Source organism: Streptomyces flaveolus (assembly GCF_000716535.1).
GTDB lineage: Bacteria > Actinomycetota > Actinomycetes > Streptomycetales > Streptomycetaceae > Streptomyces > Streptomyces flaveolus_A.
The window spans coordinates 147,870-160,402 of record NZ_JNWV01000008.1; the positions used below are offsets into that span (position 1 = coordinate 147,870).

General features: G+C 73.5%; 10 protein-coding genes. 7 read left to right on the plus strand and 3 right to left on the minus strand.

Features of this window, described 5'->3' with window-relative positions; translation table 11 throughout:
* Positions 1–106: 106 nt before the first annotated feature.
* Complete coding sequence (locus OO52_RS10605) at positions 107–1,507, minus strand: diaminopimelate decarboxylase (protein WP_030653222.1); 1,401 nt, start codon at positions 1,505–1,507, stop codon at positions 107–109.
* 139 nt (positions 1,508–1,646) lie between these two features.
* Here OO52_RS10605 and hutU point away from each other — a divergent pair, with 139 nt between their 5' ends.
* The 4 genes from hutU to hutI all read left to right on the plus strand — a co-directional run bounded on the left by hutU (position 1,647) and on the right by hutI (position 7,196).
* Entirely contained in the window at positions 1,647–3,311 is a 1,665-nt protein-coding gene (gene hutU / locus OO52_RS10610; protein WP_030653219.1) for a urocanate hydratase, read from the plus strand.
* Positions 3,312–3,418: 107 nt separating this feature from the next.
* Positions 3,419–4,621, plus strand: coding sequence for an allantoate amidohydrolase (locus tag OO52_RS10615; protein ID WP_030653213.1), 1,203 nt, complete (start codon positions 3,419–3,421; stop codon positions 4,619–4,621).
* Complete coding sequence (locus OO52_RS10620) at positions 4,618–5,955, plus strand: formimidoylglutamate deiminase (protein WP_030653210.1); 1,338 nt, start codon at positions 4,618–4,620, stop codon at positions 5,953–5,955. Before OO52_RS10615 ends, OO52_RS10620 begins: the two co-directional genes overlap by 4 nt.
* A 29-nt stretch (positions 5,956–5,984) precedes the next feature.
* The gene (gene hutI / locus OO52_RS10625; RefSeq protein WP_030653207.1) at positions 5,985–7,196 is read left to right on the plus strand and encodes an imidazolonepropionase; all 1,212 of its coding nucleotides are present in this window, start codon (positions 5,985–5,987) and stop codon (positions 7,194–7,196) included.
* 13 nt (positions 7,197–7,209) lie between these two features.
* Here the strand turns inward: hutI and OO52_RS10630 are convergent, their stop codons facing one another.
* Positions 7,210–8,742, minus strand: a complete 1,533-nt coding sequence (locus OO52_RS10630; RefSeq protein WP_030653204.1) for an RICIN domain-containing protein — start codon at positions 8,740–8,742, stop codon at positions 7,210–7,212.
* A gap of 237 nt (positions 8,743–8,979) precedes the next feature.
* Positions 8,980–9,876, minus strand: coding sequence for an RNA polymerase sigma factor SigF (locus OO52_RS10635; RefSeq protein WP_030653201.1), 897 nt, complete (start codon positions 9,874–9,876; stop codon positions 8,980–8,982).
* Positions 9,877–10,122: 246 nt separating this feature from the next.
* On the opposite strand from OO52_RS10635, the gene OO52_RS10640 reads away from it, so the two are divergent.
* The 3 genes from OO52_RS10640 to OO52_RS10650 all read left to right on the plus strand — a co-directional run bounded on the left by OO52_RS10640 (position 10,123) and on the right by OO52_RS10650 (position 12,425).
* Complete coding sequence (locus tag OO52_RS10640; protein WP_030653198.1) at positions 10,123–10,500, plus strand: STAS domain-containing protein; 378 nt, start codon at positions 10,123–10,125, stop codon at positions 10,498–10,500.
* 475 nt (positions 10,501–10,975) lie between these two features.
* Positions 10,976–11,554, plus strand: a complete 579-nt coding sequence (locus OO52_RS10645; protein ID WP_030653195.1) for an ATP-binding protein — start codon at positions 10,976–10,978, stop codon at positions 11,552–11,554.
* A gap of 166 nt (positions 11,555–11,720) precedes the next feature.
* Entirely contained in the window at positions 11,721–12,425 is a 705-nt protein-coding gene (locus tag OO52_RS10650; protein ID WP_030653193.1) for an LPXTG cell wall anchor domain-containing protein, read from the plus strand.
* Positions 12,426–12,533 lie beyond the last annotated feature (108 nt).

A 12,533-nucleotide genomic window follows, 5' to 3' on the forward strand; every position in this document is an offset into this window, starting at 1 on the left:
TACGCAACGTGTGTGCGGGAGGTGAGGCCTTTGGCATTTTCCGTTGGAACATGCGTCAGGCGTACTAGTGTGGATCAACTGACCTGTGTGACGCGGGAGTTGATCATCACGGCGACGGGCTCGCCCCGGTCGCGCCAGGGAGGCCGGTCAGCGCGGACGCGTGCGCCCCTCCCGACTCCGCCACCACCTCCGCGACGGTCTGCGGCTCCCGTACGGTGGCGAAGGCGACGCCCCCCTCGCCGTCCGGCGCGTAGCCGTGGATGCCCGGCCGGGCGAGGGAGTTGTAGGCGTAGTGGTGGGCGAAGTAGTACGCGCCCGTGTCCAGCGCCGCCGCGTAGTCGCCCTGCTCCAGCAGCGGCAGCGCGCGCCCCTCGGCGAGCAGGTCGCCCGAGAAGCAGGCCGGCCCGGCCACGTCCTGCACCACCTCCGGCCCCGCCTTCGGCCGTCCCCCGGCGTCGTACGCGGCGATCCGCAGCGGCCACGCCCCCGGCACGTACACCGTCCGCGTCGCCACCTGCACGCCCGCGTGCGTCACCGCGATCCGCCGCCCGCCCGCGCTCTTGGCGTACTCCACCCGGGCCACCACCGTCCCGTACTTGGCCAGCAGCGACCGCCCGAACTCGGTCACCAGCCCGTACCGCCCGTCGAACAGCCCCGGCACCTGCTCGGCCAGCAGCCGCGCGTACGCGGCGTACGACGGCGTCGCCTCCTCCGAGGCGAGGTTCACCGGCAGCCCGCCGCCGATGTCGATCGTGTCGACCTGCCGCCGCCCGACGACCGCGTTGATCTCCTCCGCGAGCGCGTACACCTCCGCCGCGCCCCGCGCCAGCAGCGGCAGCGGGATGCCCTGCGAGCCGGTGTGCGCGTGCAGCCGGGTCAGCCACGGCCGCTCCGCGTACGCCCGGACGACCCAGTCGCGCGCTCCCTCGTCCCGCAGCGCCACCCCGAACTTCGAGGTCCGCGTCGCCGTGGAGGTCGCCCCGATGGAGCCGCCGCCGATCTGCGGGTTGACCCGCAGCCCGAGCGGGGACCGGGTGGGCGTGGCGTGCACGAGGGCGTCGAGCCGGTCCAGCTCCTGCGGGTTGTCCGCGTTCACCGCGATGCCCAGGTCCAGCGCCTCGCGCAGCTCCGCCGGGGTCTTCGCCGGCGAGTCCAGCACCGTGCGGGCGGGCGGCACCCCGGCCGCCCGGGCCAGCGCCAGCTCGCCGGGGCTCGCCACCTCCGCGCCGATGCCCGACTCGTGCAGCAGCCGCACCACCGGCACCAGCGGGGTCGCCTTCACCGCGAAGGCGTGCAGAACCGGGGTGCCGGGCGGCACGACCGCGTCGAACGCCGCCCGCAGCGCCGCCGCCGACTCCCGGATGCCGAGGACGTCCAGCAGCCCCACCACGGCCGCGTCCGGGCCCAGCAGTCCCCGCTCGACGGCCGCCCGCACGGCCAGGTCACGCCGCGCCGCCCGCCCCCGGGCCTCGCTCCCGATGTCCTCGACCGTCTCGATCTCCGTCACGGCTTCTCCGTCCTGTCTCGGCAACCGGTGCTTCCAGCCAAACACCCGCCGGGCGCGGACGGGGCCGTCCCGGTGTATTGACTAGCTCTATTCAGGAAGACAGGATGTGAATAGACGTAGGCACAGGAGGAGGCAGACGATGTCGGGACCCCGCCCCGTACGAGCACCGCGCGGCACGGAACTGAGTGCCCTGGGATGGCAGCAGGAAGCCGCCCTGCGCATGCTGCAGAACAACCTCGACCCCGAGGTCGCCGAGCACCCCGACAAGCTCGTCGTCTACGGCGGCACCGGCAAGGCCGCCCGTGACTGGCGCTCCTTCGACGCCATGGTCCGCACCCTGAAGACCCTCAAGCAGGACGAGACCATGCTGGTCCAGTCCGGCCGCCCGGTCGGCGTGATGCAGACCCACGAGTGGGCCCCGCGCGTCCTCATCGCCAACTCCAACCTGGTCGGCGACTGGGCCAACTGGGAGGAGTTCCGCCGCCTGGAGGCCCTCGGCCTGACCATGTACGGCCAGATGACCGCCGGCTCCTGGATCTACATCGGCACCCAGGGCATCCTCCAGGGCACCTACGAGACCTTCGCCGCCGTCGCCGCGAAGAAGTTCGGCGGCACCCTGGCCGGCACCATCACCCTGACCGCCGGCCTCGGCGGCATGGGCGGCGCCCAGCCCCTCGCGGTGACCATGAACGACGGTGTCGCGATCTGCGTCGACTGCGACCCGCGCGCCATCGAGCGCCGCATCGAGCACCGGTACCTCGACGTCAGGGCCGACTCCCTGGACCATGCGCTCCAGCTGGCGGTGGAGGCCCGTGACGCGCGCCGCCCGCTGTCCATCGGCGTCCTCGGCAACGCCGCCGAGCTGGTCCCGAAGCTCCTCGCGATGAACGCCCCCATCGACATCGTCACCGACCAGACCTCCGCCCACGACCCGCTGGCGTACCTCCCGGTGGGCGTGGCGTTCGAGGACATGGCCTCCGAGGCGGCCAAGGACCCGGCCGGCTTCACCACCCGCGCGCGCGAGTCCATGGCGAAGCACGTCGAGGCCATGGTCGGCTTCATGGACGCCGGTGCCGAGGTCTTCGACTACGGCAACTCCATCCGGGGCGAGGCCCAGCTCGCCGGCTACGACCGGGCGTTCGCCTTCCCCGGCTTCGTCCCCGCCTACATCCGCCCGCTGTTCTGCGAGGGCAAGGGCCCCTTCCGCTGGGCGGCCCTGTCCGGCGACCCCGCCGACATCGCCAAGACCGACAAGGCGATCCTGGAGCTGTTCCCGGAGAACGAGTCCCTCGCCCGGTGGATCAAGATGGCCGGTGAGCGGGTCCACTTCCAGGGCCTGCCCGCGCGCATCTGCTGGCTCGGCTACGGCGAGCGGGACAAGGCCGGCGAGCGCTTCAACGACATGGTCGCGAGCGGTGAGCTGGCCGCGCCGCTGGCCATCGGCCGCGACCACCTCGACTGCGGCTCCGTCGCCTCGCCTTACCGGGAGACCGAGGCCATGCTCGACGGGTCCGACGCGATCGCCGACTGGCCGCTGCTGAACGCGATGGTCAACGTGGCTTCGGGCGCCTCCTGGGTGTCCATCCACCACGGTGGCGGCGTGGGGATGGGGCGCTCCATCCACGCGGGACAGGTCACCGTGGCCGACGGCACGAAGCTGGGCGGCGAGAAGATCCGGCGCGTGCTCACCAACGACCCCGGGATGGGTGTCATCCGGCACGTGGACGCGGGGTACGACATCGCGGAGTCGGTCGCCGCCGAGCGGGGGGTCCGGGTGCCGATGCGTGAGGGTGACGAGGCGTGACCGTAGGCGAAGGCGGGCCCGGCCACTGGTCGGCGGGGACTGACGTCTCGTCGCCGGGCGCGGCTCCGGCCGTACCGTCCGCCGGTGCCGGCCGCTCCTTCCACGAGATGTGGGCCGAACTGCTGCCCGTCGGCCGGCACCCCGGCTCCGGCGGTTACCGGCGCTACGCCTGGACCGGGGCCGATGCCGAGTGCCGGGCCTGGTTCCAGGAGCAGGCCGAGGCGCGCGGGATGACACACGAGGTCGACCGGAACGGGAACCAGTGGGCCTGGCTGGGGGATCCGGCCGCCGGTGACGCCGTCGTCACCGGGTCGCACCTGGACTCCGTGCCGGACGGCGGGGCCTTCGACGGGCCCCTCGGGGTCGTGTCCTCCTTCGCCGCCCTGGACGAACTGCGCGGCCGGGGCGTGGAGTTCACCAAGCCCCTCGCCATCGTCAACTTCGGGGACGAGGAGGGCGCCCGGTTCGGGCTCGCCTGTGTCGGCTCCCGGCTGACCGCCGGGCGGCTGACCGCCGAGCAGGCCCACCGGCTCACCGACGGCGAGGGGATCACCCTGCCCCGGGCCATGGAGGCGGCCGGGTACGACCCGGACGCCATCGGGCCCGACCCCGAGCGGCTGGCCCGGATCGGCGCCTTCGTGGAGCTGCACGTCGAACAGGGCCGCGCGCTGGACCTGTCCGGCGACCGGGTCGGCATCGCCAGTGCCATCTGGCCGCACGGGCGGTGGCGGTTCGACTTCCGGGGCGAGGCCAACCACGCCGGCACCACCCGGCTGGTGGACCGCCGCGACCCGACGCTGTCGTACGCCGAGACCGTGCTCGCCGCCCGCCGGGAGGCCGAACTCGCCGGTGCCGTCGCCACCTTCGGGAAGATCGCCGTCGAGCCCAACGGGGTCAACGCAATCCCGTCCCTCGTGCGCGGGTGGCTCGACTCCCGCGCCGCCGACCAGGACACCCTGGACACGGTGGTGGGCGGCATCGAGAAGGCGGCCCGGGAGTACGCCGAGGCCCACGGCGTCGACCTCGACGTCGTCCGGGAGTCCTTCACCCCGGTCGTGGAGTTCGACCACGCCCTGCGGGACGAACTCGGCCGCATCCTGGGCAAGGACACCGGCCTGAAGGTGCCCGTCCTCGGAACCGGTGCCGGACACGACGCCGGGATCCTCTCGGGGAGCATCCCGACCGCCATGCTGTTCGTGCGCAACCCCACCGGTGTCTCGCACTCCCCGGCCGAGTTCGCGGCCGAGGACGACTGCGTGGCCGGGGTGCGCGCACTCGCCGACGTACTGGAAGGGCTGGCCCGCAGGTGACCAAGGGGACCTACTGGTTGGAGCACGCCTGGCTCGGCACCTATGTCGAGCCGGGGGTCACGGTGGAGGTGGCGGACGGGCGGATCGGGGCCGTCCGCACCGGGACGCCCACTCCGCCGCCCGGCGCCGAGGTGCTGCGCGGGCTCACCCTGCCGGGGCTCGCCAACGCCCACAGCCACGCCTTCCACCGGGCGTTGCGCGGCACCGTCCAGGTCGGCTCCGGGACCTTCTGGACCTGGCGCGAGGTGATGTACTCCGTCGCCGACCGGCTGACCCCGGAGACCTACCACGACCTGGCCCGCGCGGTGTACGCCGAGATGGCCCTCGCCGGCATCACCTGTGTCGGCGAGTTCCACTACGTGCACCACGCCCCCGGCGGCACCCGCTACGCCGACCCCAACGCCATGGGGGAGGCGCTGATCGCCGCCGCCGCCGAGGCCGGCATCCGGATCACCCTCCTCGACACCTGCTACCTCTCCGCCGGCTTCGGCGAGCCGCCCACCGCCCACCAGCTGCGGTTCTCCGACGGCAGCGCGGAGGCCTGGGCCGAACGCTGTGCAGTTCTCAAGGAGCGGGACCACGCACGGATCGGGGCGGCGATCCACTCCGTACGGGCCGTGCCCGCCGGGCAGTTGACGACCGTGGCACGGTGGGCCGAGGAGCGGCGGGCCCCACTGCACGTGCACCTGTCGGAGCAGACCGCCGAGAACGACGCCTGCCTCGCCGCGCACGGCCGCACGCCCACCCGGCTGCTCGCCGACCACGGCGTCCTCGGGCCGCGCACCACCGGGGTGCACAACACCCACCTCACCGACGAGGACATCGCCCTGCTCGGCGACTCCGGCACCGGCACCTGCATGTGCCCGACGACCGAGCGGGACCTGGCCGACGGCATCGGCCCGGCCGTCGCCCTCCAGCGGGCCGGCTCCCCGCTCTCCCTCGGCTCCGACAGCCACGCCGTCATCGACCTGCTCGAGGAGGCGCGCGCCATGGAGCTGAACGAGCGGCTGCGCACCCGCACCCGGGGCCACTGGACCGCCGCCGCCCTGCTGCGGGCCGCCACCGCCGACGGACACGCCGCCCTCGGCTGGGACGACGCCGGCGCCATCGAGCCCGGCGCGCTCGCCGACCTGACGACGATCGCCCTGGACTCGGTCAGGACGGCCGGGCCACTGCCCAGGCTGGGCGCCGAGACGGCCGTATTCGCGGCGGGCGCGGCGGACGTACGGCATACGGTCGTGGGCGGCCGGCACGTCGTACGCGACGGCGTGCACACGCTCGTACCGCATGTGCCGCAGGCGCTGGCCGCCGCCGTCGAAGCCCTGCGCGGCTGAGCAACGCCGACCCCCACGAGGACGACACCATGAGCAGCAGCACCGTCATCACCAACATCGCCACGCTGGTCACCAACGACCCCTCCCTCGGATGGGGGTCCCCCCGGTCGAGCAAATATGAGAGTGGGGGAGGCTCCCCCCTCGGCCTGATCCAGGACGCGGCCGTCGTCATCGACGGCGACCGTGTCGTGTGGACCGGTGAGTCAAGCAAAGCACCCGCCACTGACAACCGGGTCGACGCGGGCGGCCGGGCGGTGCTGCCGGGCTTCGTGGACTCCCACTCCCACCTGGTCTTCGCGGGCGACCGGACGCAGGAGTTCAACGCCCGCATGTCCGGCCGCTCCTACACGGCCGGCGGCATCCGCACCACGGTCGCCGCCACCCGGGCCGCGAGCGACGCGGAACTGGAGGCGAACCTCACCCGTTACCTCGACGAGGCCCTCCGCCAGGGCACGACCACCTTCGAGACCAAGTCGGGCTACGGCCTCACCGTCGAGGACGAGTCCCGCGCCCTGCGCCTCGCGGCGAAGCACACCGACGAGGTGACGTACCTCGGCGCGCACATCGTCTCCCCGGACTACGCCGACGACCCGGCGGCCTACGTCGCCCTGGTCACCGGCGAGATGCTGGACGCCTGCGCGCCGCACGCCCGCTGGATCGACGTCTTCTGCGAGAAGGGCGCCTTCGACGGCGACCAGGCCCGCGCTATCCTCACGGCCGGCAAGGCCAAGGGCCTGCACCCGCGCATCCACGCCAACCAGCTCTCCCACGGCCCCGGCGTGCAGCTCGCCGTCGAACTGGACGCGGCCAGCGCCGACCACTGCACCCACCTCACGGACGCGGACGTCGACGCCCTGGCGAGCGGCGCGACGGTCGCGACCCTGCTCCCCGGAGCCGAGTTCTCCACCCGCGCCGAGTGGCCGGACGCCCGCCGTCTGCTGGACGCGGGCGTGACGGTCGCCCTCTCCACCGACTGCAACCCCGGCTCGTCCTTCACCTCCTCCGTGCCCTTCTGCATCGCCCTGGCCGTCCGCGACATGCGGATGACCCCCGACGAGGCGGTCTGGTCGGCCACGGCGGGCGGCGCGGCGGCCCTGCGCCGCACGGACATCGGCCGCCTCACCCCCGGCGCCTACGCCGACCTGGTCCTCCTCGACGCCCCCAGCCACGTCCACCTGGCCTACCGTCCGGGCGTCCCCCTGGTCAGCGGGGTGTGGCGGCGCGGGGTCCGGGTGGTGTGAGCGCGCGTGACGCTCACCGCGCCCCCGCCCGCCACCGCTGGTCGCGGCCGTCGGACAGGGCGCGCAGGGACACTCCGTCGCCGTCGTCCGGGGTCACCGCCGTCTCGATGGCGATGGCCGGGCGGATCGTGCCGTCGGGGTCGACGGTGAAGCGGAGGTTCGCGCCGTTGCGGCCGTAGACCGAGTCGCACTCCCAGATGCCCACGCCCCGGTCGACCGAGCCCCGGCTGTCCAGGCAGAAGTCGTCGTCGGCCGCCGAGCGGAGCACGCCCAGGGAGGCGTCGACGCTCCAGCGCTGGGTCGCGGAGGAGTCGCAGGGGGCCGTGACGACGTCGGTGCCCTTCGCCAGGTCGCCGTCGCGGATGTCCAGGCAACGGCCCGTGGCGAGGTTGACCACCTGGGCGTAGGCGGCGCCCGGCGGGGCGGGCGGCGGCGTCGGGCTCGGGGTCTTACGGCGGGACGGGGTGGGCGCCGGCCGGTGCGAAGCAGGGGTGGCGGACGGCGACTTGGACGTGGGGGACGGGGACGGGGAGTGGGACGGGGGCGGGGGCAGCGAGACCGTTGCCGTGACCGTCACCGACGAGGGCGCGGGGGTCGCCGCCGCCGGGCGGCGGTCGGTGGAGTGCGCGGGGCTGAACAGGAAGACCAGGAGCGGGGTCAGGGCCACGCCCAGCGCCGCCGAACCGAGCAGGACGCGGCCGCGCGGCGGCCGGCCCGGCCCGTCGGCCGTCGTGGGTACGGCGGCGGACCCGGGGTGCTGGTCCTCGCGCAGGTACGCCGTTCCGCCCCACGGCAGCAGGCCCTCGGCCAGGGTCTGCCGGGGCGCGTCCCGCAGCGCCCGCAGCTCCTCGAACGCGGCCGCGCAGTGCGGGCAGCGCGCCATGTGGGTGTCCAGGTCGGCGCTGCGGCGCGGGGCGTCAGGCCGTACCGCCTCCTCGATCAGCCGCCGGAAGTCCGCGCAGCGCGGGTCGTCGGAGGCGGCCAGCCGGTGCCGCAGACAGGCCTGGGCCAGGGCGGTGAGGGCTCGCGGGGTGTCGTAGGAGACGTCCGCGCGGCCGAGGCCGAGGAAGGCGGCGGTGCGCTCCTCGGGTTCCGCGTCGAGGACGCCGTACCAGAGCAGTCCCTGGGTGCGGGACGGCAGCGACCGGAAGGCCGGGAGGAGGGGCGGGGTCGGGCCTTCGGGGCCGGCCGTGGTCAGCACCAGCAGCAGGCCCGGGTCGACGCCCGCGGCGCGTTCGTCGCGTGCCCAGTCCGCCGCCAGCCGCACGGTGAGCAGCAGGAGCCGGTGGCGCAGCGGGACGGGCGGTTCGACACCCCGGGCCGTCTCGCGGGCCGCCGTGGTGAACGTCTCCGCCGCCAGCCGGCGGGCCGCGGAGTCGCTCGTCGCGCACAGCCGGGCGTAGCCGAGGACCGCCGGGTGGTGGCGGCGGCGCAGCTCCTGCAACGCCGGATAGGCCGTGGACGTGGGGGAGCGCAGCAGTTCGGTCAGCCGTGCGTCCGGCGCGTCCTCGTGGTCCCCCGCCGTGGCGTGGTCCCCCTCAGCCATGCAACACCCTCCGTCCCGAGAAGGCCGCTGACATACCAGCCAGTTTGGGGACCCATAGTGGTGGACGAGGGCGGTCGCGGAAAGAGGTTGCTGTGAGGAACCGCATAACGGTTGGGGTGCCGGGCACCCGGCACCCGGTGAGCCGGGTCCCGGGGACGACGAGGCGGCCCGGCTTCCTCGCCGGGCCGCTCACCGCAGTACGGGCGGCACGCGCGTCGCGCACGCACGGGGCGGAGGTCACTCCTCCAGCGTCAGCCCCTTGCGCAGCCGTACCAGCGTGCGGGACAGCAGCCGGGACACGTGCATCTGGGAGATGCCCAGTTCCTCGCCGATCTCCGACTGGGTCATGTTCGCCACGAACCGCAGGGAGAGGATCTTCCGGTCCCGGGGCGGGAGTTCGGCGATCAGGGGCTTGAGCGACTCGATGTACTCGATGCCTTCGAGCCCGTGGTCCTCGTAGCCGATGCGGTCCGCGAGCGCGCCCTCGGACTCGTCCTCCTCCGGCTGGGCGTCCAGCGACGAGGCGGTGTAGGCGTTCGAGGCGGCCATGCCCTCGACGACCTCGTCGTTGGAGATGCCGAGCCGCTCGGCCAGTTCCGCGACCGTGGGGGCGCGGTCGAGCTGCTGAGCCAGCTCGTCGCCGGCCTTGGCCAGGTCGAGCCGCAGCTCCTGGAGCCGGCGCGGGACGCGCACGGACCACGAGGTGTCACGGAAGAACCGCTTGATCTCGCCGATGATGGTCGGCATCGCGAAGGTGGGGAACTCGACGCCGCGGGAGAGTTCGAAGCGGTCGATCGCCTTGATCAGGCCGATGGTGCCGACCTGGATGATGTCCTCCATCGGCTCGCTGCGGGAGCGGAAGCGGGAGGCGGCGAACTTGACGAGCGCGAGGTTGAGCTCGACGAGGGTGTTGCGGACGTACGCGTGCTCGTGCGTCCCTTCCTCCAGCGACTCCAGGCGCTCGAAGAGGGTCTTGGACAGGGCCCGCGCGTCGACCGGGCCGATCTCGTCGTAGGGGGGGATCTCCGGGAGTCCCTCGAAGGGATCGAGGGGGTCGATGGGATGATCCAGTTGTTCCGGTGGGGGTGTCGACGTCGCGATCGGGGTAGGCGATGCGTCGAGCCGGGGTGACATGGGTGTCCTCCATCGTTCTCGGCATATGGCTGCCGAAGCCAGTACGTGCACTGCGGTGTGCGGCGCCTCCGAAGCCGGCGTGTAGGGGTGTGTGTCTTTACTAGCCCTACCCGCTGCACCGAGCGAGTCGCAAGTGCGTTCTGTGGCTATATGTCCGTTTCTGTGCGGATGTTCGGGTGTCGGAGTGCGCATGGAAGGCGTAATGTTCGAGGGCATCAGCAGCCACGACCTCGGGAGAGAGACGGCATGGACCACGGGACGGTCGGCAGCGCACAGTCGGGCCGGCTTCTGGTGGAGGTGCGGGAAGAGGGCTCCAGCGCCGTTGTGACACCGGCGGGTGAGCTCGATCACCACACCGCCGATCTTTTGCGTGAGCCCCTCGACGACCTCTTGGCCAAGGGCTTCTCGCGGCTCGTGGTGGACTGCTCGCGCCTGGAGTTCTGCGACTCCACGGGGCTGAACGTCCTTCTCGGCGCCCGCTTGAAGGCGGAGGCCGCCGGCGGCGGGGTCCATCTGGCCGGGATGCTGCCAGTGGTCGCCCGCGTGTTCGAGATCACCGGGGCCGAGGCGGTCTTCACCGTCCACGACTCCGTGGAGGAGGCCCTGGCCGACGGTGCCGACTGATCCGCCGCCCCGGTGTCCGACCCGGTCCGTCGCGGTTTCCCTTGGGCGTTACATGCATCACGCCCAAATCGGGGGTGTTCCGTCGGATCGGTCGGGCAGGAGAGGGCAGAAGAAGGCGGAAGGCGCTCTGCCGGCTGCCGACTGTCGGCCGTCGGCCACCGGTTACCGGTGGTCGGTCGTCGGTCACCGGATCCCCGGGGGCCGGCGGGCGCCCGGGACGGGGCGTGCGTCCGGCGGACGGGCGGGTATGGATGCCTGGCCGGGCGGCGTGCGGACGGCCGCCGGGCGGTGTGCGGACGCGCACTGGCGTACGAACGGCGTGCGGGCGGCGTGCGGACGGCATGCCGACCGGGCGGCGCCCAGGCCGGCCGACGGTGCCAGGCCTTCGACAGGACCGTCCGGCCGGAGACCGCCGGCCGGACCATTGACCGGACTTTTGAATCGTGAACTGGTGAATCGGTGAGGTGAAGCGCTGATGAGCACCACCCGGCCTTACTCGCCGGGCGACCGCGGCCCGGAGCCCAGCGGCGCTTCCGGGGCGTCCGAGGAGGCTGCGTCGGCCGTCGGCGCAGCCACGGGGGCAGCCGCGCCGTCCGTGCCGTCCGGGCCGCCGGGCCCGGCCGACGGCACTCCGCAGACCCGGGGCCGTCAGGTCCGCAGGCTGCGCCTGGAAGGCGAGAGCGGGGTCGTCCCGCTCGCGCGCGACTTCACCCGCCAGGCGCTGTACGCGTGGGGCTGGCTGCCCGCCGCCGGCGCCGAACAGCGGGCCGCCGCCGAGGACGTGCTGCTCGTCGTCTCCGAACTGGTCACCAACGCCTGCCTGCACGCCGAGGGCCCCGACGAACTGCTCCTCGCCTGCGACAACAAGGTGATCCGGCTGGAGGTCTCCGACCGGGGCACCGGCCAGCCGGCCCCGCGCACCCCGCACCGCGCCGGCCGGCCCGGCGGGCACGGCATGTTCATCGTGCAACGGCTGTGCCTGGACTGGGGCGTGGTCCGCGCCCCCGGCACGCCGGGCAAGACGGTCTGGGCGGAGCTGGGCGCCCCCGCCTGAGCGCCGGCGGAGGCCACCCCCGTCCCCGCCTCCACTCCGACACCCCTTCGCGCACGCCGGATCACCACGACTCCGGCGTGTGACGTGTCTTCCTTCCTCACGACCCCGGGCGTACCTTGACGGCCAAATCTGATGTGCCGTCAGGAATGAATGGGGTGGACCGACCGTGTCGTACCCGAAACGAACCGCCGCGCTCGCGTCCGCCGCGGCCCTGGCCGGCTCGGCGGTGCTGCTGGCCGCGCCGGCGGCCCACGCCGACGTCGTCGACGTCGACTACCGCTGTCAGACGCCGATCGGGGTCAAGACCGCCGTCTCGCCGATCGACATCAAGGGCGTCAGGAGCGGCGGCGGCTACAAGATCACCATGTCCTGGCAGAAGGGCGTCTCCTCCAGCCCCGTCGAGCTGGGCATGGGGGCGATGAGCCCGAGCGCCACGGTCAAGCTGGGCGGTGCGGACAGCGGCACGCTCGCGGTCAGCGGACCCGCCAACGACGCGGCGATCCCGGCCGACACACCGATCAAGATCAGCGACCTCAGCGGCACGTACACGCCGAAGAAGAGCGGCAAGGTCACCTTCACGGCGGGCACGCTCACGATCAAGGCGCTCGGTACGACGACGACCTGCACGCCGACGAACGGTCCCGGGCCGTCCCTGACCCTGGACGTGACAGCGGCCGGCGGTTCGTCGTCCTCGTCCTCCGGGGGCTCCTCGTCGGCCTCCTCCGGTGGCACCTCCTCCGCCGGGCAGCTTCCGCGGACCGGCCCCGAGGACTCCGCGGTCGCCCTCGGCACGCTCGGCGGCACGGTCCTGCTCGCCGGCGCGGCGGGGGCGCTGTGGCTGACCCGACGGGGTCAGACCGCTCGGCGCTGACCCGGGGCCGGCTGGACCGCCCGCCTCGGCGGGACTGTCCACCCCGGCGGGACTGTCCACCCCGGCGGGACTGTCCACCCCGGCGGGACTGTCCACCCCGGCGGGACC

Bases quoted from the DNA above. Each gene is read 5' to 3' on its own strand.
- OO52_RS10615 (WP_030653213.1), top strand. From the start codon at position 3,419: ATGTGGGCCGAACTGCTGCCCGTCGGCCGGCACCCCGGCTCCGGCGGT.
- OO52_RS10635 (WP_030653201.1), bottom strand. From the start codon at position 9,876: ATGTCACCCCGGCTCGACGCATCGCCTACCCCGATCGCGACGTCGACA.
- OO52_RS10630 (WP_030653204.1), bottom strand. From the start codon at position 8,742: ATGGCTGAGGGGGACCACGCCACGGCGGGGGACCACGAGGACGCGCCG.
- hutU (WP_030653219.1), top strand. From the start codon at position 1,647: ATGTCGGGACCCCGCCCCGTACGAGCACCGCGCGGCACGGAACTGAGT.
- hutI (WP_030653207.1), top strand. From the start codon at position 5,985: ATGAGCAGCAGCACCGTCATCACCAACATCGCCACGCTGGTCACCAAC.
- OO52_RS10640 (WP_030653198.1), top strand. From the start codon at position 10,123: ATGGACCACGGGACGGTCGGCAGCGCACAGTCGGGCCGGCTTCTGGTG.
- OO52_RS10645 (WP_030653195.1), top strand. From the start codon at position 10,976: ATGAGCACCACCCGGCCTTACTCGCCGGGCGACCGCGGCCCGGAGCCC.